The 24,546-nt window shown below is 48.4% G+C and carries 15 protein-coding genes; 5 read left to right on the top strand and 10 right to left on the bottom strand.

The window, feature by feature from the left end; all coding sequences use genetic code 11:
• Positions 1-72 precede the first annotated feature (72 nt).
• Positions 73-2,571, top strand: coding sequence for a DUF5916 domain-containing protein (locus FSB84_RS01200; protein ID WP_158643738.1), 2,499 nt, complete (start codon positions 73-75; stop codon positions 2,569-2,571).
• 23 nt (positions 2,572-2,594) lie between these two features.
• Positions 2,595-3,044 carry a hypothetical protein gene (locus FSB84_RS01195; protein ID WP_130543391.1) on the top strand — a complete coding sequence of 150 codons (450 nt, stop codon included), beginning with the start codon at positions 2,595-2,597 and terminating at the stop codon, positions 3,042-3,044.
• Here the strand turns inward: FSB84_RS01195 and FSB84_RS01190 are convergent.
• The 8 genes from FSB84_RS01190 to guaA all read right to left on the bottom strand — a co-directional run bounded on the left by FSB84_RS01190 (position 3,041) and on the right by guaA (position 14,457).
• The gene (locus FSB84_RS01190) at positions 3,041-3,961 is read right to left on the bottom strand and encodes a histone deacetylase family protein (RefSeq protein WP_225979953.1); all 921 of its coding nucleotides are present in this window, start codon (positions 3,959-3,961) and stop codon (positions 3,041-3,043) included. The two genes, FSB84_RS01195 and FSB84_RS01190, sit on opposite strands and share 4 nt — an antisense overlap.
• A 5-nt stretch (positions 3,962-3,966) precedes the next feature.
• Positions 3,967-4,632 (bottom strand): ligase-associated DNA damage response endonuclease PdeM, encoded by a 666-nt coding sequence (pdeM, locus tag FSB84_RS01185; protein WP_130543392.1) that lies wholly within the window; start codon positions 4,630-4,632, stop codon positions 3,967-3,969.
• Positions 4,633-4,855: 223 nt separating this feature from the next.
• Positions 4,856-7,360: a ligase-associated DNA damage response DEXH box helicase gene (locus FSB84_RS01180; RefSeq protein WP_225979952.1), complete on the bottom strand. Its 2,505-nt coding sequence runs from the start codon at positions 7,358-7,360 to the stop codon at positions 4,856-4,858.
• A 4-nt stretch (positions 7,361-7,364) separates the two neighbouring features.
• Positions 7,365-8,747 (bottom strand): c-type cytochrome, encoded by a 1,383-nt coding sequence (locus FSB84_RS01175; protein ID WP_158643737.1) that lies wholly within the window; start codon positions 8,745-8,747, stop codon positions 7,365-7,367.
• A gap of 186 nt (positions 8,748-8,933) precedes the next feature.
• Positions 8,934-10,529 carry an ATP-dependent DNA ligase gene (locus FSB84_RS01170; protein ID WP_130543395.1) on the bottom strand — a complete coding sequence of 532 codons (1,596 nt, stop codon included), beginning with the start codon at positions 10,527-10,529 and terminating at the stop codon, positions 8,934-8,936.
• On the bottom strand, positions 10,526-11,638 hold the full coding sequence (locus FSB84_RS01165) for a ligase-associated DNA damage response exonuclease (protein ID WP_130543396.1): 1,113 nt from the start codon (positions 11,636-11,638) through the stop codon (positions 10,526-10,528). Before FSB84_RS01165 ends, FSB84_RS01170 begins: the two co-directional genes overlap by 4 nt.
• Positions 11,639-11,647: 9 nt before the next feature.
• Positions 11,648-12,868, bottom strand: a complete 1,221-nt coding sequence (locus tag FSB84_RS01160; RefSeq protein WP_130543397.1) for an ABC transporter substrate-binding protein — start codon at positions 12,866-12,868, stop codon at positions 11,648-11,650.
• A 53-nt stretch (positions 12,869-12,921) separates the two neighbouring features.
• Positions 12,922-14,457 (bottom strand): glutamine-hydrolyzing GMP synthase, encoded by a 1,536-nt coding sequence (gene guaA / locus FSB84_RS01155; protein ID WP_130543398.1) that lies wholly within the window; start codon positions 14,455-14,457, stop codon positions 12,922-12,924.
• Between the two features lie 127 nt (positions 14,458-14,584).
• On the opposite strand from guaA, the gene FSB84_RS01150 reads away from it, so the two are divergent.
• Entirely contained in the window at positions 14,585-15,307 is a 723-nt protein-coding gene (locus tag FSB84_RS01150; protein WP_130543399.1) for a head GIN domain-containing protein, read from the top strand.
• Between the two features lie 69 nt (positions 15,308-15,376).
• Here FSB84_RS01150 and FSB84_RS01145 read toward each other — a convergent pair whose 3' ends face one another.
• Both FSB84_RS01145 and pbpC read right to left on the bottom strand, forming a co-directional pair.
• Positions 15,377-15,631, bottom strand: a complete 255-nt coding sequence (locus FSB84_RS01145; RefSeq protein WP_130543400.1) for a hypothetical protein — start codon at positions 15,629-15,631, stop codon at positions 15,377-15,379.
• Between the two features lie 93 nt (positions 15,632-15,724).
• Positions 15,725-18,049: a penicillin-binding protein 1C gene (pbpC, locus tag FSB84_RS01140; RefSeq protein ID WP_130543401.1), complete on the bottom strand. Its 2,325-nt coding sequence runs from the start codon at positions 18,047-18,049 to the stop codon at positions 15,725-15,727.
• A 235-nt stretch (positions 18,050-18,284) separates the two neighbouring features.
• Between pbpC and FSB84_RS01135 the strand changes: the two genes are divergently transcribed.
• Both FSB84_RS01135 and FSB84_RS01130 read left to right on the top strand, forming a co-directional pair.
• On the top strand, positions 18,285-23,681 hold the full coding sequence (locus tag FSB84_RS01135; protein ID WP_130543402.1) for an alpha-2-macroglobulin family protein: 5,397 nt from the start codon (positions 18,285-18,287) through the stop codon (positions 23,679-23,681).
• Positions 23,682-23,689: 8 nt separating this feature from the next.
• Positions 23,690-24,529: a sigma-70 family RNA polymerase sigma factor gene (locus FSB84_RS01130; RefSeq protein ID WP_130543403.1), complete on the top strand. Its 840-nt coding sequence runs from the start codon at positions 23,690-23,692 to the stop codon at positions 24,527-24,529.
• Positions 24,530-24,546: the final 17 nt, after the last annotated feature.

Genomic DNA, 24,546 nt, shown 5'->3' with positions numbered 1-24,546 from the left:
CGTTTCATGAATTGGGGGATTTACGCGGATTTTTCCGATCGATCGGCTAACTTTGCACCCCCAAACGCCAACATGCGACGTGAACTAACTGCAATACTGATCATCTCCTGCATAGGTATGCAACTGCATGCGCAGAAGAAAATTGCTCAGGCAGTCAAGTCTACAGCAGGTATCCATATAGACGGAACCCTCGATGAGCCTGAATGGGCGCAGGTTCCCGTTTCCACCGACTTTATCACCAATGGCCCCGTATTCGGGCTGCCCGCCAGTTCCAAAACGGAAGTGCGGGTGTTGTACGACAATACGGCCATCTATATAGGTGCTTACCTCTATGACGATCCGGCAGCAGTCCGTCGCCAGTTCACGGCGCGCGACAATGCACAAACTGCCGACGTAGATTATTTCTCTGTATTCTTCGATACCTACAATGATCAGCAGAATGCTTTCCAGTTCCAGGTCACCACACGCAATGTTCAAAGTGATGCAAGGGTCTCTCCCAATGCCAGCACCGGTTACGGCGTTTATGGCGATCTCACCTGGGATGCCGTTTGGGATAGTAAAGTGAGTTTTGAGAAAGACCGTTGGGTAGTGGAAATGAAGATCCCTTTTTTCGCTATCCGTTTTGCCCGTAAAAATATTCAGGACTGGGGCATTCAATTCCTTCGCTTCAGCCGCCGTAACAATGAAACCACTTTCTGGAATCCCGTGAATCCGAACGTGAATGGATTTGTATTGCAGTTCGGAAAACTGACCGGTTTACAGGAGATCAGACCACCGCTCCGATTGAGCTTTTCGCCTTACGTGAGCGGAGGTTACCGCTCCACGCCGCAACTGGGAGAGAACGGACAATACGAAACACTCAAGAGCGGCGGAATGGACGTAAAGTATGGCATCAGTGAAAGCTTTACGCTGGATGCCACGCTGATACCAGATTTTGGACAGGTGATATCAGATGATATCGTGAACAATATCACGCCGTTTGAAATCGAATTCAGAGAGAACAGACCTTTCTTCACGGAAGGCACTGAGTTGTTCAACAAGGCCGGGATCTTTTATTCCCGCCGCATCGGTAAAGTGCCGGACAGGTATGAAGAGATCAAATACAATGCACGTTATGGAGAGTATCCGGGCTTTGTGTTGCGCAAGAACCCTTCCGTTACGCGCTTATACAATGCCGTTAAATTCTCTGGTAGGACCGATGGCAATCTGGGTATTGGCATTTTCAATTCCATCACAGAACCGGTGAAGGCGAGGCTGAGCAATCCGCTCACCGGAAAGGATTCCTCCATTCTGTCTGAACCTTTTGCCAATTACAATATCATAGTGCTCGACCAGGCATTGAAGAACAGGTCCTATATTACTTTCACCAATACGAATGTTCTTCGTGAAGGGAATGAACGTGATGCCAATGTGAGCGCTCTCGATATTGCTTTGTACGATAAAAAGAATTTGTACGGTCTGGTTTTGAAACCAAGGTTCAGCGCCATCTTCGATTCCAGTGGCGGCTACAATGGTTTCTCCAACTATGCGGAATTCGGAAAAGTGAGCGGTAAGCTGCAGTTTAGCGTCAGCAATGAATTGCAGACGGCAAAATATGATCCCAATGATCTTGGCTTTCTCACGGCGCCCAACCGCTTTGCCAATAAGGCTGAAGTAAGCTACAATATTTATGAGGCCAGCAAATGGTTCATTAATCAGAGTTATGGTTTGTCATTTCAACAGCGTTACCTGTTCAAGCCATTCCTGTACGAGCGAACGCAAATGGAAGTATTTGGTTTCTGGCTCTTTAAAAATTTCTGGGACTTGCGGATTTCGGTGGATATCGCGCCACACTGGTACAATGATTATTTCGAGATGCAGACACCTTACGATCTGTTGTCTACTCCCCGTCAGCCTTTGAAGAAAGCGCCTTATTATTCGTTTTTCACAGATGGCAGCACAGACAGCCGGAAGAGATTGTTCGTGGGCTGGAGCCTGGGATTTGCAGAAGGACCGCTTCCAAATGACCCTTATCATAAGATCGAATTGTCTGCCCGCTACCGATTCAGCGACAGGTTCTCCCTCACCGGCAGTTTCTCGAAACAGTACGACAACGGCCAGTGGGGCTATGCATTCTTTCGTGATGGATCTGATAACAGTCCTTTGCTGGCAAGAAGACAATACACAGATATCAGCACACAGCTCAGCGGTATTTACAATTTCACACCGAGGATGAATATCACTTTCCGTGCACGTCATTTCTGGAACAGGCTGCTGAACACGAATCTCTATCATATCAAACCTGATGGATACTGGGATGAACGTTCAGACCTGGAGCCACAGGATTACAATATCAATTACAATGCTTTCAACCTGGATGTGTTCTATACCTGGGATTTCAGACTGGGCAGCCGTATCATACTGGGATGGAAGAACTGGCTGGGCAGGGATTATGAAGAATACATCAATGGAGCGCGTTATCACAGTTATTCAGATAATGCCAAACGCGTGTTTGCCACTCCGCATGGTAATGAATTCACTTTGCGTTTCATCTACTTCCTCAATTATGAGCAGTTGAGAAAAAGAAAATAAGGCAATAGTCTTATCTTTTCAGCATGAAAAAGGCCGCCAGTTTTGTTTTACTCAATACAGCCATCTCCTGTTTTCTATTTTGGCTTTGCCGGCCGCTTGATGACCAGTTGAGTACCGGGATCATGAGTTATGTTCTCTGGTTTTATATCATCAATGCTGTGCTATGCCTGCTGCTTTTCCCTCCTTTTGTTTTATTGTTGAACAGACTTCAGTTACATCAGGCGCTGAAATCTGTTCTTTCATTCTTATGGATATTGGTGATCTGGAATATCCTCCCCTGGTTGAATGATGGTACAATTCTTACGGAAGAAACATTCCACCCTTTTTTTAGTCATGGAAATAATAAAGTGGAATGGATGTTTGTAATGATCCATCTGACTTTACTGGTGGGATTTGTGCTTACATCTGTTTTCACCTGGCTAACAGACAAAAGGAGAAAGGCTGCAGAGCCGGAAGATGAGCTGGTTCCTTAATTCAATCCATAAATATCTTTTGCCAGCCTGAAAGTATTGCAATGTGCTTCCACAATGGTTCTTACATCTGGTGAGTAGCCTCCTCCCATCGCTACTGTGCAGGGAACGCCTTGTTGTTTCAGCGCAGTAAAAACGATTTCATCTCTTCGTTTACATCCCTGCATGGTCACTTTTAGTTTTCCGAACTTATCTGTTTCCAGTATGTCAACTCCTGAAAGAAAGAAAACAAAATCAGGCTTCACCTGGTGAAGAAGCGTATTAAGATTTGACTGAAGCAATTCAAGGTAGAGTGCATCGTTGGTGCCGTCTTTCAGGCCGATATCGAGATCGCTTTGTTCTTTGTGGAAAGGGTAATTGTGAGCGCCGTGCATGCTGAAGGTGAACACGCGGGGTTCGTTTTGAAAGATGCTGGCAGTGCCGTTTCCCTGGTGTACATCGAGGTCAACAATGAGGATCTGTTTGGCCAGTTGCTCATGCAGCAGGTAATTGGCGGCTACGGCAAAATCATTCAGCAGACAAAACCCTTCTCCACGATCGGCAAACGCGTGGTGGGTGCCACCTGCCACATTCAAAGACACGCCATGTTGAAGTGCATAATGACAGCAGTCGATAGTTCCCTGTGTGATCACCAGTTCGCGCAGGGTTAGCTCCGGAGATTGCTGGAATCCGATATGCCGTTGCTCTTTGGCGGAAAGGGTTTGCAGATGTAATCGTTGCAGGTAATCAGCTTCGTGCGTATGTAAAACGATCGAATCCGCACATGGCGACGGCCTGAACAAATTGGAAGAACTGATGGTGCCTTCATACATTAATTGCTCCGGGATCAGTTCATATTTCAGCATCGGGAAGCGATGACCTTCCGGCAGGGGATGTGCATAGATGGGATCGAAAGCGATATGTAATGTTGGTGCAACCATGCGTATCAATGGAATTGCATTACTTTTTTATCAACGATCGCAAATACTTTTTCTCCCTTAACCGGGCTCACCATGGCCAGTCCCGTGAATTCACTGAAGGCCGGGAGGATGCAATGGGTGGATGTGAAATAATAACAGGGGAAGGATAAGGACTGTCTGCCTTGCCCGGATATCCGTATGCCGGGATGCAGGTGACCTGTAAAGAAATAGTGATCGCTGTAGGTTTGCAGGTCAGTTTCCTCCGGATCGTGTACAAATCCGAAAAGGTTGTTAAGTGCAAGTATATTATCGGTGACAGTGATATTGCTTTGCTGGTACCATTGATCGTGCAGGATATCGTGGTTGCCGCGGATCAGTTTGATATTGATGTCCGGCAGATCGTGCCGCCATTTTCGGAACAGCTCCAGTTCCTTGTTTTCACGGCTGTGGAAGAGATCACCCACTACAATGAGTTGTTGCGGCTGAAAGTATTGGATCTGCTGGATCAGCCTTTGGAGGTCCTGTTTGTAAACAGCCTGGGGAACAGGAATGCCGGATTTTCTGAAATGGCCGGTCTTTCCGAAATGCAGGTCTGCCAGGATCAGTGCTTTTTCTTCTTCCCAGAAAATGCACCGTTCTGATGAAAGCCAGAGGTTCTGCTGCTGGATGGAATATGGAACAGGGGGTTGCATGAGAGGGCAAAGTTAGGGAAAATGCGAGTGGCCGCGAAAGAGAAGAAAATGCTGATTTCTTACTGCTTTTGATAACAAAAATTCTGAGATAACCATGGATTTTGAGCGGGAATAAAACCGGAGGTTTTTGAAAACCTGAATCTGGAGTTGTTCGTATATGCATGCCTTGTTAAGTAAATAAAAAATTTAGGTTATGCATGTATGTGAGTTTATTGATCTTCCCTCATCCTCCCAGCTCTTGCATCCTCTTCACTCTGTCCTCCAGCTTTTCTGACGTTAAACTTTCTCTTAAACTATCCACTTTTATCGGGAAACAGAATGGTGTCAATCTTTCCGGGAACCTGATAATGATATTGCTTTGCTGTATCCGTTCCAGCATATTGCGTAAGCGGGCTTCTTCCATCTCTCTGTCGAACACTTCCTGGAAGGCCTGCCGGATGAGCAGGTTATTCCTGTCATACTCGGAGAACACATTGAACAGTAAGCTCGCGGATGCCTGCAGGTGTCTTGCTTTCTTTTGTTCACCTGGATAGCCCTGAAAGATCAATCCACCGATCACGGCAATATCCCTGAATTTTCGTTTGGCCATCTCCGTTGAATTGGCGCTGCGCTGGATATCGGTAAGAAGATTCTCCGGACTGAACAGCTCATACACATTGGCATCATCAACTGGAATGGGTTGATCACTGAGCAACTCAAAGCCATAATCATTCATGGCAAAAGAAAAGGTGATCGGCATAATACGACTGATACGATAAGCCAGCACAGCTGCCATCGCTTCATGCACCAGCCTGCCTTCAAAGGGATAAACAAAAAGATGGTAGCCATCTTTCGTTTCGATATGTTCAATCAGCAGTTCATTGGCGCGTGGCACATGCGACAGATCTTCCTGCAACTTGAACAACGGTTGCAGCACACGCATCTCGATGTCCTTGGCGCGGGCCAGCACCATCCTGCCATCGGGCTGCATTTTGAAAACGCTGTTGAATTGTTCACGAAGTTTCTTTCCGAGGTTGGCGGATAGAGGCATGCGGCCTCCCTGCCAGCTGGGAACAATGGATTTGGTGGAATTCGATTTCTTCACCAGTACCGTCATATCTTTGATGCCCACCAGTTCCAGGTTTCGGCCAGACAGTGTGAATACTTCCCCCGGCGTGAGCCTGGAGATGAACCATTCTTCGATCATACCGATCCAGCCGCCGTGTACGAATTTCACTTTGAGCATGGATTCACTCACAATAGTACCGATATGCATCCGGTGTCGCATCGCAATGCGACGGCTGGTGATCCGGTAAATACCATCGATGATCTCTACTTTCTTGTATTCATCATATTGCTGAAGCGCTGAGCCGCCGGTGGTCACAAATTCAAGAACAGAATGAAAATCATCTTCCGTCATATCGCGGTAGCAGAAAGTGGAGGTCACTTCTCTATACAACTCATCGGGCCTGAAGCCATCGGAGATCGCCAGTGTGCAGAGGTATTGTATCAGCACATCATAGCACAATAACATGGGATCGCGGTTCTCGATGTAATTCTCTGCGATGGCTGATTTCAAAGCTGCCACTTCCACCAGTTCCAGTGAATGCGTGGGCAGAAAATAAATGGTGCTGACTTCACCCGGACGGTGTCCGCTTCTTCCCGCTCTCTGCAGAAAGCGGGCAACTCCTTTGGGAGAACCAACCTGGATCACGGTTTCAACAGGACGGAAATCGACACCCAGATCGAGACTGGCAGTGCAGACCACGGCCTTGAGCCTGGCAGTATGCAATGCTTCTTCCACCCAGATACGAAGCTCCTGCTCAATACTGCCATGGTGTAAAGCGATGGCTCCCGCCAGTTCAGGAGCAGCCGTGAGCAAAGTCTGGTACCATCGCTCGGCCATGCCGCGCGTATTGATGAAGATAAGCGTGGTCTTACTTTGATCGAGGATCGGCAATACTTTATCCACCAGCTTCAGGCCGAGATGCCCGGCCCAGGGATAATTTTCAATTTCATCAGGAAGAATGGATTCGATCCTCACTTCTTTTTTCAAATGCGCTTTTACCTGCACACCCTGTTTGCCACTCAGCGCCTGCACAGGCGAAAGCAATACATCCTGCGCTTCCTGCATATTACCGATGGTAGCGCTGATGCCCCATACATTACAAAATGTGCCGTAATGCTGATGCTGTACATGCACGATGCGTGAAATGGCAAGCTCAACCTGCACACCACGCTTGCTGCCGATCAGTTCATGCCATTCGTCTGCGGCGATGATGCGGAGATTTTTAAAAACTTCGGCATATCCTTTTTGCGCGAGCAACAGATGCAGACTTTCAGGTGTGATCAGCAATACTTCCGGCATCTGTCTTTTTTGTCTCTGCCGTTCATTCACATCGGTGTCTCCATTACGGATTCCTACTTTCCAATTCATGCCGAGCTCTGCAATGGCTTCTTCCATTGCCCGGCCAATATCTTTTGCCAGCGCGCGTAATGGTGTTAACCACAACAGCTGCAATCCATTCTTTGATTTGGTAAGATAATTCTCGGGGTGCCTGTTGATGAAATCGATCAATGCGCCGATAAACACAGAATAGGTTTTTCCGAAACCGGTAGGTGCATTCACGAGGCCGCTATTGCCTTGTGTAATATGCTGCCAGGCTTCTTCCTGGAAAGGGAAGGGCTCAAATTGTTTGGCATCCAGCCAGCGCCGGATCACCTGGTATCCTATGGTGGAATGTAGCAACAGCTTATAATGTTTTCAGGTACCCGATCAAAGCCTTTCTCTCTTTGTCAGTTAGTTTATCGCCGAAATAATGTCCCTTGTTGCTATAACCGGGGAGATCGGTATTGTAGATATTTTTCTTTCCTGGTTTGTCGTGGCGCTTGTAAGCCCAGCCGGGATTGTTGTGGTTGTATTGCGGCTGATCGAAATCGCGCGACCAATATTGCGGCCTCAGCTTACTGTTCAATAATGATTCGAGATCAGGAACAGAACCGTTATGAAGATAGGGCGCAGTGATCCAGATGCCATCCAGGGGCGGTGCGATGTATCCTGCGTAGGGCTCCAGTTTGGCAGGATGATCGCCCTTCGTGAACCAACTGTTGTTGAACCATTCCACAAATTGCGGATTGCTGTAATTGCTGGTGAACAACAATGAATCTGTTTTGATGATATGCTGCGGCACCAACAGGTTGGGATAAGAAATTGAATCGCCATAGGTGCCATGACATTTACTGCAGTTACCATCGAACAAAACCTTTCCTTCTGCAGCAAGTGCTTCATCTATTGGCCCGGGAAATTTTGGCGCCTGCAATGAGTAGATGTAAGCCAGCACATCGGGCATATGGGAATCCACTTCGCGCGATTCTGAAGTATCGTTCACGGTGAGCAGGTTGGATGCCATCAGGAACTTTCCGAAATCACCTCTTCCAAATCCATTGTAGAACATCGCATTCTTTTTCTTCAGCAACCACCAGGCAGGCACATCCGTAGGGATCAACTGCTGGGGTATTTCGAGAGCAGGTGTATCGATCCATTTGAAAGTGACGGGATCGCGGTGAGCAGCCAGCAATGCAGCCAGTCGATCCGCAGCATTCACGCCACGTACTTCTGTTGATAAATATGGACCGATGGCTTTCGTGATTTCAATGAATGATCTTGAGGCTTCGTATTTTTTAGGAGCGGTGAGTTTGAGCCAGGCCTCCACTTTTTTCAGGTTCCTGATATTCAGTTTCTCATTCTGCGTAAAATCGATGAGCGAATTACCAAGTCCCATGTACAACTGATCATCCATCACCTGTGCGTGACATTGCAAACAATTGGGCGCCACCAATACTTCGCCGTTACCGGCATTGATGGCAGTGTATTCGTGACTAAGCTTTTCATTCTTTCCTTCCCGGTGGAGATAATTGCGACTGTCTTTTCCCATCCCCATCACAAAAACACTGAATGGGATACCACCTTTTACGTAATCGCCGGTAGTGAGGTATTGATAGCCTTTGGCGGAATCGCCGCCAAGGCGCTGCGGACTGGGAGGAATATGCACCAGCTCGAAAGGAATCAGGTCCAGCACTCTTGTAAAGGCTGCGCCACTGATCACAATGAATATGACTACTAACCACTTCTTCATGCGCAGAGATTCTATCCTTAAAGTTAGTAGTTTCTCTGGGTTTAAAAATGCAGGCTGTGAAATGAACCGGCGCGGGAGAATATTTATCATTTTTTAACCCGTCGAAACATGGGGCCGAGCGTGCGTCTTTACAGATGAGGTTGCATCATTTCGGATTCGGGTGCGGCAGTGGTGTGGTGGATGTGGCTACTTGCCGTAGAGTTCCAGCATCTTTTTCAGATCTTCAAGGGTGTTTATTTCATCGGGCTTTTTGTCTTTGCGCCAGCGGCTGATGCGTGGGAAACGCAGGGCTACACCAGATTTGTGTCGATTGCTGGCGGCAATGCCTTCAAAGGCGATCTCGAAGACGAGCTCGGGTTTTACGGTGCGCACAGGTCCGAATTTTTCGAGTGAGTTGTTTTTGACGAAATGATCCACCTGCGCAAATTCTTCATCGGTGAGACCGGAATAGGCTTTGGTGAAAGTGACGAGCTGATCGCCGTCTTTGACAGCAAAGGTATAGTCGGTGTAAAGATTACTTCTTCTTCCGTGACCTTTCATGGCGTAGACCATCACGCAGTCGATCACCAGGGGATCGATCTTCCATTTCCACCAGTCGCCGCGCTTGCGGCCGGTTTGGTAGAAAGAAGAAAGACGTTTCAACATAAGGCCTTCGGAGCCGAGATCGCGGGCATTGTTGCGGAGTGCAGCCAATTCGTCCCAGTTACTGAAAGCAATGGTGGGCGAGAGTATCAGAGTGGGGTGGTTGATCCGGATGACGATATTTTCAAGTTGCTGTCTGCGAACAGAGAGAGGTTGTTCTCGGAAGTCTTCGCCATCGAGTTCCAGCAGATCATACACGAAGAAAGCGGCAGGCGCTTCCTGCAGTTGTTTTTTGGTAACGTTCTTGCGGCCGATGCGGGTTTGAAGAATACTGAATGGTAATGGCCGGTTACCGTCATAGGGAAGGATCTCGCCGTCGAGTACGATGCCGTTGGGTAATAGTTGCTGAAGGGTATCGTATTCGGGAAATTTCTCCGTGATCAGTTCTTCGCCACGGCTCCAGGTGAAGAGTTGGTTGTTGCGCTTGATGATCTGTCCACGTATGCCATCCCATTTCCATTCAGCCTGCCACTCATGAGGTTCACCGAGATCGGCGAGTGGGTCTTCGAGCGCGTAGGCGAGATAGAATGGATAAGGTTTCGAGATATCTGCTGCTGCAGCTTCTTCGCTGAGAAGAGAATCGTAGGGCGTGGTGGCCGGATCCCAGTTGCCGCTGATGCGATGGGCAATAACGGAATCGGAGAGGCCGGTGCTGCGTGCCAGTGCATTCACGATGGTCTTTTGTGATACGCCGATGCGGAAACCTCCGGTGATGAATTTATTGAACACAAACCTTTCTTCCTGGCTCATGCTCATCCAGCTGTTCACGATGAACGCTTTCTTTTCCTCTTCAGGTGCTTTTGCAAGGCTTACCAGCTTTTCTAAATACACATGAAGCGGGAGAGAGGCTGCTTCATCCGTAGCGGGTGGAAGCAGCAGGGCAATGGTTTCTGCGAGATCACCTACAGTATGATAGGATTCTTCGAATAGCCATGCAGGTAAGTTGATGAGATCGATACACCATTGTGAAAGTAAGGTGGAGTTCACGGCGCGTTTGGGGCGGCGGCCACTGAAGAGTGCGATGGTCCAGACCTTGTCTTTGTCGTTGGCGCCCGAGAAATAACCGCTCAGCGCTTCGAGCTTGTCGTTGGTAGCAGTGGCGCTGCCCAGTTTTTGTATGAGTTGCGCGAAGGCTTTCAAGTTGAAAGGTTATCTGGTTCGCTGTTCGGTTTGTTTACTTCTGCTGTATTTCCGGGATCGTTGTTATCGTGTTCCGCGCTGTTTGGCTGGTTTGATCCGGATTCGTTTTCATTGACTGCAAGTCCTTCTTCTTCGTCTCCAAATTCTGTTTTCACTTCTGCGGCTTCGATGCCCTGTTCTGTGAGGTAGCGGCTGAGAGCTGCCTGGAAGCCGTGGGTCACAAATACTTTGGAGGCGCCGGTGGAGTGGATAGCCTGTAACAATCCCGGCCAGTCGGCATGATCACTCAGTGCGAAGCCTGCATCCACATTGCGTCTGCGGACATTACCTCGCACCTGCATCCATCCGCTGCATACGCCAATTTCGTGTGCGCCAAACCGTTTGAGCCAGGGCGATCCGTCGGCGCTACCCGGAGCGAGTACTACATTGCCGGAGATCATGCTGCGGGGAGTGGCATCGCTCACCAGGTGTACATCCGGCAGGGCCCATCCTGCTTTGGTCAGGACATTTTGTGCATTGTAGATGGCGCCATGTACATAGATGTTGGGGCTCACTTCCGGAAGACATTGCAGCAATCGTTGTGCCTTGCCCAGGCTGTATGCAAAGAGGATGGGAATTTTATTGGCTTCATGGCAATGACGGACCCAGTCCTGGATCTGTTGAAAGATCATATGCTGTGGCTGCCATTTGTAGATGGGTAAACCGAAAGTGGATTCTGTGATGAAGGTATCACAGCGAAGCGGCTCGAAGCGGCCGCTGAGGCCATCGTCCTCCACTTTATAATCGCCGCTTACCACCCACACTTCGCCTTTGTATTCCAGCCGTACCTGTGAGGAACCGATCATATGACCGGCAGGATGAAGGGAAACGATAACGCCATTGATGAAGATGGTCTGTTCCCATTCGAGGGTCTGGTAATCATTGTCGCCGAGGCGCAATTGCAGCAAGGGCTTGCACTGTGTATGGCAGAGATAATGTTTCATCCCCCAGCGGGCGTGATCGCTGTGTGCGTGGGTGATGATGGCATAGTCTACCGGTCTCCAGGGGTCGATATAAAAATTGCCCTGGCGGCAAAACAAACCTTTATCTGAGAATTCAATGAGAGGCATTCCGGGTGTTTAGTACACCGCTTTCACTACGCCGTCTACCTTCTTAACGAAGTAAAGTTTTTTGTTCTCAAAATAGTCGAGGGTCATGGTGGATTTGTCCAGCACCGGTTGAATGTCGAAGTCTGTGAAGAGCTTGTAGCTCTTATCGCCGAGGCTGGATCCGAGGTTGGTACCGTGCGTAAGCAGCAGGTGTGTGAAATGATATAATGTTTCGAACCCACGGAAAAGCATATCCGAAGGGCGTGAATAGAAACCAGATTTGAAATGTTCTGTGGTTGCGTTCACCAGTTTATCAGCGGGGTTGAGATAGAAAGGTGTGCTGTAAATGATCTCGATGCCTTTGTAGATGGTCTTTTCAAAATCCAGCACATCCCAGGTGGGCATACCGATGAGCGTGGTGGTATAGCTGTTGCTGAGCCCGGCGAGCTGTTGCGCCAGTGTGAGGCCGAAAGCTGCATCCAGGCTCCCTGCCAGCACTACATTGGTTTTGTTGCTGTCCAGATATTGCTGCAGGTTGGCTACTGTATAATTATCTGCGAGCGTAACGTATTTGAGTTTGAGGGGGATGGCGGCGGTCGATTTTTCTATTTCTTCGAAGTAGGATTTCAATCTGTCTTCCGTGGCGCCTTTTTTCCGGAAAACGATAATATTGGAAACTGAGTAATTGCGCTGGAGGAATTTGTAAATGCCGGTGCAATGGGTGAAGAGAGTGGAATTCAGCATCACATAATTTGGATTGTTACTCACGCCTGCTTCATTGGGCAGGTTGGCATTGATGAAGGGCACATTGAGCTGTCCTGCGAGATTGGCCAGTTGAGCTGCTTCATTCACATTCACATGACCGATCAGGAGGTCGGCATCGCGCACTTCATCGCTGGCGAGCACATCGTTGAATTTTTTGGAGCTGCTGCGGGTGTCGTACACCATCACTTCTATTTTAACACCTTCTTTGCGGAGGGAGTCGATGGCCAGTTGTGCGCCTTCCCAGAATTCAAGACCGGAATTGATGAATTTCGGGAAGGTCTTTGCGTAACGGTAATTGCCGGTGGCATCGAATGCGGAATCGAGATAGAGTGGTGTAAAGAAAGCGATACGTTTCCGTTCTTTTTCTTTGATCACTGTGTCCTGTATTGGCTCGGGGTTGAATACAGTATCCACCTGGGCCAATGACACAATAGCCTGCAATAATGCACATACGGTGAGTAATGCAATGATGCCTGTTCTTTTCATCTGCGATCGGTTTGTATTTCCAGGATTCCAGGGCTCCTGTTACCATAGATGGGTTATTCCCATTCGATGGTTGCAGGCGGCTTGCTGCTGATATCATATACAACGCGATTGATGCCTCTCACATTGTTGATGATATCATTAGAAATAAATGCCATGAAATCGTAGGGAAGATGAGCCCAGTCAGCTGTCATACCATCTACGGAGGTCACTGCGCGGAGTGCAACAGTGAATTCATAGGTTCTTTCATCTCCCATCACACCTACACTTTTCACGGGGAGGAGAATGGCTCCTGCCTGCCATACCTGATCGTACAGGTTATGATCTTTCAATCCCTGTACATAACGGTAATCAGCATCCTGCAATAATTGTACCTTTTCGGGAGTGATCTCACCCAGGATCCTGATAGCCAGGCCTGGTCCGGGGAAGGGGTGACGGTTGAGCAGATCGGCGGGGATGCCCAGTTCTTTACCCACACGTCTTACCTCATCTTTGAAAAGAAAGCGGAGTGGTTCTACCAGCTCCAGGTGCATGATGTCCGGAAGGCCGCCCACATTGTGGTGGCTCTTGATGGTAACGGAAGGTCCGTGAACAGATACGCTTTCGATCACATCGGGATAGATGGTGCCCTGTCCGAGCAGTTCCACGCCTTCGATCTTCTTTGCTTCATCCTGGAAAACATCGATGAAGAGTTTTCCGATGGTTTTGCGTTTTGCTTCAGGATCTGTTTTGCCGGCGAGCTGGCCATAGAAAAGTTCTTTGGCGTCTACACCTTTTACATTCAGACCGATCTTTTTATAGATATCGAGTACCTGTTGGAATTCATTTTTGCGCAGCACGCCATTATCAACGAAGATGCCGAAGAGCCTGTCGCCGATGGCACGGTGGATCAGCGTTGCGGCAACAGTGGAGTCAACACCCCCACTGAGGGCCATGATCACTTTACGATCACCGATCTGTGCTTTGAGATTATTGATGGTATCTGTTACGAAATGCGCAGGGGTCCAGTCCTGGTGGCATCCGCAGATATTCACGAGGAAATTCTTAAGGAGTTTTTTGCCTTCGATGCTGTGGTACACTTCGGGGTGGAACTGTACGCAGTAGAGCGGATTGCCGCTGCCATCTTTCTTGAAGGCTGCATAGGGAATGTCTTCCGTAGTGCCGAGAACAGAGAATCCTTCGGGCAGTTCCAGAACGGAGTCGCTATGGCTCATCCAAACCTGGGAAGCATCCATGATATCTTTCAGGATAACGTCGTCTGCATTTTTTTTGTGGAAAAGTGCACGGCCGTATTCGCGTTTATCACTTTTTGCAACGCGGCCGCCGAATTTTTTGGCGGTGAGCTGTGCACCATAACATACTCCCAGAACGGGTACTTTTTCGTTGAAGCCCTGGATGTCTACATCCGGTGCATTGGGATCGTTCACAGAAAAGGGGGATCCGGAGAGGATGATACCTTTTAATGAAGGGTCAAACTGGATCTTACTGTGAAAAGGAACAATTTCGCAATAAACATTGGCCTCACGTACGGCCCTGGCTATCAACTGAGTGTATTGGCTTCCGAAGTCTAAAATGAGTATCTTTTCCGTCATGGTGCTGCGAAGGTAAGAAAACAGCAGGAGCTTTCAAACGCTGTAACTTTTTCGGGAAGCTTGCGTCAAATGGGTTGGAATGCCGGTAATTATTCACCAACTTTGAAAGGCTAAAACCAAACTGAACATGAAGAATCTACTTGTATTATTATTGCCGATCGCTCTTATTGTCAGCAGCTCCTGCTCTTTTGTGGGAGGAAAGAAAGTGCGCGGGAAGGGCGAAGTCCGCACAGAAAGCCGCTCTGTCACCCAGTTTAGTGGCGTAAGCACCAGCGGATCTTTTGATATTTATGTGTCTTCCGGCCCGCAGGAAGTAAAGATCGAAGCGGAGGATAATCTCCTCGAATATATCGAGACCTATATCAATGATGGCGTATTGCGCATCCGTACAAAAGATGGATTCAGTCTTCGCCCCACCAAAAACGTGAAAGTATTTGTGACCAATCCTACTTTCAATAAGATCCATTCTTCCGGATCTGGTAATATCATCGGACAGAATAAGATCATTTCCAATGATAAGCTGGACCTGAGTGTTAGCGGCAGCGCCGATATCAACCTGGAAGTGGATGCACCCGAAGTGGAATCCGAGATCAGCGGTAGCGGCAATACCGATCTGAAAGGCGCCACCAAAAAATTTGAGACAAAGATCAGTGGCAGCGGCAATGTGCGCGCACTGGACCTGATGAGCGAAGAAACCGAAGTGAAGATCACTGGTAGTGGCGATGTAAGTGTGTTTGCCAGTGTGAAGCTTACCGTTAGAGTAACGGGCAGTGGTGATGTGAGGTATAAGGGAAATGCAACTGTTGATAGCAAGATCACCGGAGGCGGTGGCGTAACGAAACTGGAGTAATGAATTTTTGATATCGAAATAAATCACCCATCCGCTTTGCAGGTGGGTGATTTATTTTAAAGGCTATTATCAATCCTCTGCGAGGAAAGCATTTTCAAGAGATTGCTGTTCTTTGCGTTTGATTTTCTTTTGTACTCTGTAAGCGCCATACAAAAGGAAAACGCCAATGATCAAAAGAAAGTGAGTGCCAATCAGGTAACCGATACCTCGGGCCGGGTCAGTGAGCTGGCTTTTGATTTCGCTGACCCGAGGTATTGTGATCATGAGGTTCACCAGGACCAGTAGTATTCCCATTACCAGGTAGACATACTTGCGGATTTTCATGAAAGGTTTAATTGTTTGGGTTCATGATTCGATTAATTGCAAAAATGTGAAATTTGAAAGTTTGACTTTCAGATTTCATAGTTTTCGGCCCCCTCACAAATTCACATACTTCACCCTGATCCAGATATTCCGGTTCCTGCCTTTATCATCGGTACACGATATCTTCACCGGCCCTTCATCAGGAACAAAGAATTGTTTGCTTTTGGCATCTGTTGATTTATAGAACTGGTCATTGATATACCAGAACACTTTACCTACATCATTGCCCACATTGCAGGTGAGCTGCAATGGCTCGGGATGTTTTTTACTGATGAGATATTCCGCGCCGTTCTTCGGGAAAGTGATCACAGGCGCTCCGCCGGCAAACAATCTCTCGCAATTCGGATTATGTGGCGGGATCTGAGCGTACCTTATATGATGCTCTTCAAAATAATGCTGCATCTCCGCACTCACTATTTTATACCATTTCTTTTTGTATCCGGCTTGCGGCTGACAGGTTTTGCAATAAGAAATTTTTTCATCAGGTGATATGGCTAACTCTTCCTGGTTGTTGCATGATTGCGTTCCGGAGATCAGCGGAATGAAATAATCGGTAACGGTACTGCTGCAATGATCGGCGGGAGGCAAACCGGTTTCGGAACAAACCATCCGGATATCGCAATCATCCGGTTGTTTGAACCATTCCTGGTCGCTGTCATAATCGATGGTATTGAAGATTCGGAAGAGTAGTGGTGTTGCAACATTGGCGCCGCTGAGCTCAGGAATACCGAGGGCGGAGAAATTGCCTACCCAAACACCTACTGTATAGTTCTTATTATATCCAATACTCCAGGCATCGCGTCTGCCATAGCTGGTGCCGGTTTTCCAGGCGATCTTCGGCATTCGTTCAGTGCTTTGCCAGTTGAGGGGGAAGTCGGGACGATTCACTTTGCTCAGCGTTTCATTGATCATGAAGGTAGAAGCAGGGGAAAGCACGTTCCTGGTAAAAGCAGCCTGTGTGCTATCGCGTTTGGTATAATTGGGACGAATGTATTTTCCGTTGTTCGCAAAGATGGTGTACAGCCCGGTAAGCTCTTCCAGGTTAGAGCCGCAACCGCCGAGGATCAGCGACAAACCCAGTTTCTTCTGGTCTTTACGGATCTGCTGGAAATCGCAGCCCGCAAGGGTTTGAATGAATTTATCTTTACCCAGCCATTCCAGTCCTTTTACTGCCGGGATATTCAGCGAATGCTCCAGCGCGTATTCCATCGTTACAAAACCGTTGAACTGTTTATCGTAGTTCTCTGGTGCATACCCTCCGTAATTCACGGCCACGTCTGTGATCACGGCCTTGGGCGTGAGCAGTCCTTCATCGATACACATCCCATACAATAATGGTTTCAGGGTGCTGCCTGGCTGTCGGATAGCGCGTGCGCCATTCACCTGGCCGCCATCGGTGGTATCGTAAAAATTGGCACTACCCACATAAGTGATCACGTTATGCGTGTGATTGTCAATGATCACCACTGCTGCATTTCGGATATTCTTGAGTGTTAGGGAGCGGCTGTAGTCCTCCACGATCTTCTCGATCTTCATCTGGGTATTGAGCTCGATATTGGTCTCAATGATATCATGGCCGCTTTTCTGAAGCTGGTAAGCCAGATGGGGCGCCAGTTTGGGCGCTTCGCCACGGGTGGCGGTGAGCGGCTCTTCCAGTGCATCCCGGATCTCTTTCTCCGTGAACACATTATCGGCCGCAAATTTCCGCAACCAGCGATTCCTCTCTTCCACGATCTTATCATTGTTCCTCCCCATAACCAGGGAGGAAGGACGATTGGGAATGATACTTAAAGCAGTGATCTCCGCCAGCGACAAATGATCGGGGTTCTTTTTGAAATACAGTGTGGAAGCGGATTTTACGCCCTGCAAATTGCCGCCGTAGGGTACCAGATTCAGGTAGAGCTGCAGTATTTCGTCCTTACTGTATTTCCATTCCAGCTGGAAAGCACGGAACATTTCGATGAATTTATTGAAGTAGGTCCTGCGTTTCGGTTCCAGCGCCCTTGCCACCTGCATGGTGATGGTAGACGCGCCGGACGTGCGTTTCAGCCGGAAAACATTCTTTGCCATGGCGCGCAGGATGGCAGCTCCGTTCACGCCTGGATGGTAATAGAAATACTTATCCTCTTTTTCAACAATGGTTTTCCGCAACAGCGGGGAGATCTCATCCAGCTCTGTTTTCATTCTCCATTGCTGGTCTTTTGTGAGGTAAGCATGTATCACTTCTCCTTTATTATCAGTGATGATGGTGGAGTAATCCACATTGTCGGGAACTGGGAAGATCCAGTTGAGCAGGAGGAATAGCAGGAACACGGCAATGCCAGTCAGGACAAGCCTTTTAGACCATTTTACCAGCCGGTTGCTCAACTTTTGTTTCATTAAAAAGGGGCGTTGTGATACAGATGCAAGTTATCATTGTTTCGCTGGTTTCTTTTCATGAATTAACAAATACTTATCTCCGCAAATTTGCACCTGCCTATAGCCGTTATGTAACTTAACATCACAATTCTTTTTATGGGCCACACCAGCCTTCCTCCTTAGTTATTCACATTCGCTTTCCCATTACTTTTAACCATCAACAAAAACATATTTTTGGCCCTTAATTCTTACCTATATGCGTAACCTCTTGTCAGTAGTTACAACCCTGCTGCTGGTAACCTTGCTGGCTGCCTGTAACAGAAGCGTCGTGAATCTTGATTATACCAATGCAAAAGATGAAGTGACGCCCCTCGGCAACCTTGTATTCCGTTTCGACAAATCCCTGGTTCCCGATTCCCTGCTCAACCGCTGGGATTCCACAGAATACGTTTCCTTCTCTCCCAAAATTCAAGGCCGCTTCCGCTGGGAAGGACCGGACCAACTGGTGTTCTCTCCTGCGCAACCATTACCGCCGGCTACCAGTTTTACCGCATCCCTGCAAAATGATCTCCTGCAATATTCTAAACTCGGACGCATAGGTAAGGCCGATGTGAAGTTCTCCACGCCATCACTCAAACTGGACAATTCCAATGTTACCTGGGTAGTGGATGGCAATACTTCCGTAACCCCGCAGGTGGATCTCTATTTCAATTACCTGGTGAATCCCAACACCATAAAGGATAAACTGAAACTCACACTGGGTGGAAACCCGGTGAACTATTCCGTGATCACGCTCAGCAACGACAGTCGCATCAGCCTGAAACTGCAGAACCTGAAAATGGAAGACAAGGACCTGGAAATAAAACTGGCGCTCGATAAAGGACTGGTACCCGAAGGTGGTTCCAACGGAACGGCTGCCGTGATCGAGAACAATATCTTCGTTCCATCTCCCTATAACTTAACAGTGAACGATGTTTCAGCCGAACATGATGGCTCAGGTGGTATCGTGTATGTGCGCACCAGCCAACAGATCCAGATGGCGAACCTCGCTGCTTCCATCAAGTTCAATCCAGCCGTGAAATTCACGGTAGCGCAAACCGATGACGGCTTCTCCATTAGCAGCGATGAGTTCAATGCCGATAAATCTTACACCATCACTTTGCTCAAAGGCATGAAAGGCCGCATCGGCGGTACACTCCGCGAGCAATTCGATGGCAATGTGGCTTTCGGTGAGTTGGAGCCCGGCGTGAGCTTCACCAATAAGAAAGGCATGTACCTTTCGTCCAAAGGCAATCAGAATATCGAAGTACGCATCACCAACGTGCAGAAAGTAAAAGTGACCATCTCCAAAATTTATGAGAGCAATATCCTGATTGCACAACGCTATGGATACTATCCGCAGAACCGCGGTGGTTACAGTGAAGAGGATGATTATTACTATGCAGATTATTCCAATAATCTCACCATGGGTGATATCATCTATGAAAAGGAGATCGAAACAAGATCACTCCCGAAATACGGCAATAGCCGTCTTTTCAATTTCAATATCGAAGACAGGCTGCCGGAATTCAAAGGCATCTACCATATCATGATCCGCTCCGGTACTGATTACTGGGTGAGCGATAGCAGGCTGATCTCGAAATCGGATCTCGGTCTGATTGCGAAAGAAGGTAATGGCAAGATCATCGTGTTCGCCAATTCCATTCAAACCGCACAGGCCGTGAATGGCGTGAACGTAGTGGCTTACGGAAACAATAACCAGGTGCTCGGTACTGCTGCTACCAATGCGGAAGGTGTTGCCGAGATTGCATTGAGCAGGAAAGAGTTTGCCGGTTTCAGACCCGCAATGATCGTTGCGAAAACAGCAGAAGATTTCAACTTCCTTCCTTTCAATACAACAGCAGTAAATACATCCCGCTTCGAAGTGGGTGGCAAACGCACCAACAGCACCGGACTGGATGCTTTCATCTATCCCGAGCGCGATATCTACCGTCCGGGTGAGAAAGTGAATTTCTCCGTGATCATCCGCGATCGTCAATGGAAATCTCCGGGCGAACTTCCGGTGAAGCTGAAATTCCTCATGCCGAATGGTAAAGAGATGAAGAGCTTCCGCAAATCCCTCAACAACCAGGGATCGCTGGAAGGTGATATCGAAATGCCAGTTTCCGCCATTACAGGTAACTATGTACTGGAGGTATACACCAGCAATGATGTACTGCTCGGCAGCAAGGCTTTCAATATCGAAGAGTTTGTTCCGGACAGGATCAAGGTGAATGCCACACTGGATAAATCACCGCTGGCGCCTGGTCAGACCACCAACCTGGCCATCAATGCCCAGAATTTCTTCGGACCTCCTGCAGCCAACAGGAAGTATGAAGCAGAAATACAGGTTAGATCGAAATATTTCAGTCCGAAGAAATACAGGAACTATGATTTCGGTATCCAGAATATCGGTGTGTCCATGGATAAGGATGTGAAGGAAGGTAGTACCGATGGCGATGGCAAAGCATCCGTGTCCTATTCCGTTCCCGACATGTTCCTGAATGCCGGCGTATTGCAGGCAACCTTTTACACCACTGTGTTTGACGAAACCGGCAGACCGGTGAGCAAGATCACCAGCACAGATATCTTTACTCAATCACAGTTCTTCGGAATTGGTGGAGATGGTTACTGGTACTATCCGCTTAACCAGGCGATCCGCTTCCCGCTGATTGCACTGGATAAAAACGAGAACGTACTCAGCGGTGCCAAAGCGCAGGTGAAAGTGATCAAGAAAGAATACAGGACCGTACTCACCAAAGACGGCGATTATTTCCGTTACACTTCACAACGTGATGATAAGATCGTGGCCGATCAGCAGATCTCTGTAACCGGCGATCAGGCTTCTTATAATTATACACCGCGTTCTCCGGGCAACTACGAACTGCGTATATCCATCCCCGGTGCATCGGCCTATGTAAGCAAAGATTTTTACAGTTATGGTTTCTGGGGTGGCGACAATACCTCTTTTGAAGTGGATACAGAAGGTAATATCGATATCGCCGTAGACAAAACCAGCTACCAGACCGGCGAGAGCGCGAAAGTGCTTTTCAAAACACCGTTCAGCGGCCGGATGCTGGTGACCATGGAAACAGATCATGTGATCTCGCATCAATATGTAAATGTAGAAAACAGGACAGCCTCCGTTGATCTCAAGATCACTGCCGAGCACCTGCCCAACGTATATGTAACAGCCACGCTCATCAAGCCGCATGAGATCAGTGATATGCCGCTCACCGTGGCGCACGGCTTCCAGAGCCTGCGCGTGGAAGAGGCGAGCCGCAAGATCCCTGTGAAGATCGAAGCGCCGCAGGCCGTCAGAAGCCGCACTCACCAGGTGATAAAAGTGAAAGCTGCACCAGGTAGTATGGTCACGCTGGCCGCCGTTGACAATGGTGTATTGCAGGTGAGCGACTTCAAAACACCCGATCCTTACGGTCACTTCTATGCGAACCGCGCACTGGAAGTGAATGCATATGATCTCTATCCATTACTCTTCCCCGAACTGCGATCGCGCTTAAGCAGTACCGGTGGTGACGGAGAAATGGACATGAACAAACGCACCAACCCCATGCCGGCCAAACGCGTGAAGATCGTTTCTTACTGGAGTGGTATCAAACAGGCCGATGGAAGTGGTGAAGCCAGCTTCGAATTCGATCTGCCTCAATTCAGTGGTGAAGTGAGACTGATGGCTGTTGCTTATAAGAATGAAAGTTTCGGTAGTGGTGAATCCAATATGAAAGTGGCTGATCCGATCGTGCTCAGCACTGCATTACCGAGATTCCTCACACCAAAAGATACAGTTACCGTTCCCGTGGTGATCACCAATACCACCGCCAAAGCCACTACTGCTTCTGCCACACTCAGTGTGAGCGGTCCTTTACAAGTGGTGGGCGATAAGAGCCAGAGCGTTTCACTGGCCGCCAACAGCGAGAACAGGGCAGTGTTCCAGGTAGTGGCTGCGCCCAGTGTGAATGTGGGCAAAGTGCGCGTGGATGTGCAGGGACTGGGGGAGAAATTCTCCGACGAAACCGAGATCAGTGTGCGTCCTGCTTCACCATTGCAAGTGCAAACAGGAAGCGGATCCATATTGAACAGCAATGTACAACGCCTCAATATCCCGCTCAATGATTTCATGCCGGGCAGTACGGATTATTCGCTCGTGATCAATCGCTCACCGGCGCTCGATCTCGGCAAACAATTCCGCTACCTCGTGCAATATCCTTACGGATGTACCGAGCAAACGGTATCTGCCGCCTTCCCGCAATTGTATTACAGCGATCTTGCTGAGCAAATGCAAATGAAGAGCAGTGTGGCAAAATCCAACGCCAATTACAATGTGCTGGAAGCGATCCGCAAGATCAAGCTCCGTCAATTGTATTCAGGCGCCATCACTCTCTGGGATGGAGAAGGAACCGAGAACTGGTGGACAAGTGTATATGCTGCGCACTTCCTGGTGGAAGCGCAGAAAGCGGGATTCGATGTGAACAAGAATGTGCTTAGTGGCGTGCTGGGCTATGTCAACAACAAACTGAAGAACAGGGAAACCATCGAATACTATTATAATCAGAGCCAGAAGAAAAAGATCGCTCCGAAAGAAGTGGCATACTCCTTATATGTACTGGCCCTGGCTGGCAAGCCCAATGTACCGGTGATGAACTATTACAAATCCAATCCGCAATTGCTGAGCCTGGATTCCAAATACCTGCTTTCGGTAGCCTATGCCATTGCAGGTGATAAAGCCAAATTCAAAGAGTTCCTGCCGGGCTCATTTTCTGGTGAGGTCTCCGTAGCACAGACTGGTGGCAGCTTCTACTCCGATATTCGCGATGAGGCCATTGCGCTCAGCGCATTGATAGATGCCGATCCGGGTAATGCACAGGTAGGAGTGATGGCCGGTCATGTTGCCAACCTGATGAAAGCGCGCAGCTGGTACAGCACACAGGAATGTGCATTCAGCTTTATCGCACTGGGTAAAATGGCGAAAGCCGCTAACAAATCCACTGCAGTGGCTGAAGTGAAAGTGAACGGAAAAGTAGTGGGCAAGACGAACGAGAATGGCGCTATCAGGCTCAGCGCTGCACAACTTGGCGGAACAAATGTGGAGATCGTAACAAAAGGCGAAGGCAGATTGTATTACTTCTGGCAAAGTGAAGGTATCAGCGTAAGCGGTACTTACAAGGAAGAAGATAATTTCATCCGCGTGCGCCGCAGCTTCTATGATCGCTATGGCCGTGCAGTGAGCGGTAATACTTTCAAACAGAACGACCTGGTAGTGGTGAAGATCACACTGGAGAAAGTTTATTCAGGTTCTATCGAGAACATTGCAGTATCCGACCTGATCCCTGCCGGATTCGAGATCGAGAACCCACGTACGAAAGAGATCCCCGGAATGGATTGGATCAAAGATGCATCAACGCCTACTGCGCTGGATGTGCGTGACGACAGGATCAATCTCTTTGTGGATCTTTACAGTCAAAGACAAACCTATTACTATGCAGTGCGCGCCGTTTCACCGGGCGTATTCCATATGGGCCCTGTAAGTGCAGATGCCATGTACAACGGAGAATTCCACAGCTATCATGGCGCAGGCACCATCAGGGTGACGCAATAAATTAGAAATTGACAGACGCGTTACGACCTTTATTGACCACGTACGCCTATAATATCTTAGGCTCCCTGCACGATGCGAAAGACATCGTGCAGGATGCCTATCTTAAATTCATGCAGGCCAATACGGAGCATATCGAAAACAAGAAAGCCTATCTTGTTCGCACCGTCATCAACCTGGCCATCAATCTGAAGAACCGCCAGCAGCAACTGATCGACAGCTACCCGGGCGAATGGTTGCCGGAAATGGTAGCTACCGATGCCGCTGACACCATCCTCAATAAAAAAGATGTGTTGAGTTATTCCCTCCTGGTGCTCCTGGAAAAACTCAATCCAAAAGAAAGGGCCGTCTTCATACTAAAAGAAGCATTCGATTATGAGCATGAGGAGATCGCTCAGGCGCTTGATCTCACAGTAGAGAATAGTCGAAAACTGCTCAGCCGCGCCAAATCAAAACTCCGCGAGCCCGCTCCGCAAGCGGACTCTACCGTTCCTGCCGACTACGTTTCCAAATACATGGAAGTGATCCGTAATGGCGATACCTCTAAGCTTGAACAACTGTTGCATAAAGACATCGTTGTGATCTCCGATGGCGGTGGAAAAGCTGTGGCGTTCAGGAACCCTGTGGCCGGTATCCAAAATGTGGCCAAACTCCTTATGGCCATCAAGCATAAATATTATGCTCAGTTTCGCGAAGTACAAAAAGAGATCAACCACCAGCCTGCACTTTTTTATTATCAGGGCGATGAACTGGTGACGGCCATGGTCTTTGTGATCGAAAATGGCCAGTTGCTGAATGTTTACTTCATGCGTAATCCTGACAAACTCAAAATCTTACAGGAAAGTTTATAGAACTTGTCACGTTCCGG

The sequence above is a fragment of the Pseudobacter ginsenosidimutans genome, from assembly GCF_007970185.1.
GTDB lineage: Bacteria > Bacteroidota > Bacteroidia > Chitinophagales > Chitinophagaceae > Pseudobacter > Pseudobacter ginsenosidimutans.
The sequence above is the reverse complement of the archived record's forward strand: the minus strand, read 5'-3'. Positions and strand labels throughout refer to the sequence as shown.

Coding starts and splice junctions, on each gene's coding strand:
- FSB84_RS01200 (WP_158643738.1), top strand. CDS start 73: ATGCGACGTGAACTAACTGCAATACTGATCATCTCCTGCATAGGTATG.
- FSB84_RS01195 (WP_130543391.1), top strand. CDS start 2,595: ATGAAAAAGGCCGCCAGTTTTGTTTTACTCAATACAGCCATCTCCTGT.
- FSB84_RS01190 (WP_225979953.1), bottom strand. CDS start 3,961: ATGGTTGCACCAACATTACATATCGCTTTCGATCCCATCTATGCACAT.
- pdeM (WP_130543392.1), bottom strand. CDS start 4,632: ATGCAACCCCCTGTTCCATATTCCATCCAGCAGCAGAACCTCTGGCTT.
- FSB84_RS01175 (WP_158643737.1), bottom strand. CDS start 8,747: ATGAAGAAGTGGTTAGTAGTCATATTCATTGTGATCAGTGGCGCAGCC.
- FSB84_RS01165 (WP_130543396.1), bottom strand. CDS start 11,638: ATGCCTCTCATTGAATTCTCAGATAAAGGTTTGTTTTGCCGCCAGGGC.
- FSB84_RS01160 (WP_130543397.1), bottom strand. CDS start 12,868: ATGAAAAGAACAGGCATCATTGCATTACTCACCGTATGTGCATTATTG.
- guaA (WP_130543398.1), bottom strand. CDS start 14,457: ATGACGGAAAAGATACTCATTTTAGACTTCGGAAGCCAATACACTCAG.
- FSB84_RS01150 (WP_130543399.1), top strand. CDS start 14,585: ATGAAGAATCTACTTGTATTATTATTGCCGATCGCTCTTATTGTCAGC.
- FSB84_RS01145 (WP_130543400.1), bottom strand. CDS start 15,631: ATGAAAATCCGCAAGTATGTCTACCTGGTAATGGGAATACTACTGGTC.
- pbpC (WP_130543401.1), bottom strand. CDS start 18,049: ATGAAACAAAAGTTGAGCAACCGGCTGGTAAAATGGTCTAAAAGGCTT.
- FSB84_RS01135 (WP_130543402.1), top strand. CDS start 18,285: ATGCGTAACCTCTTGTCAGTAGTTACAACCCTGCTGCTGGTAACCTTG.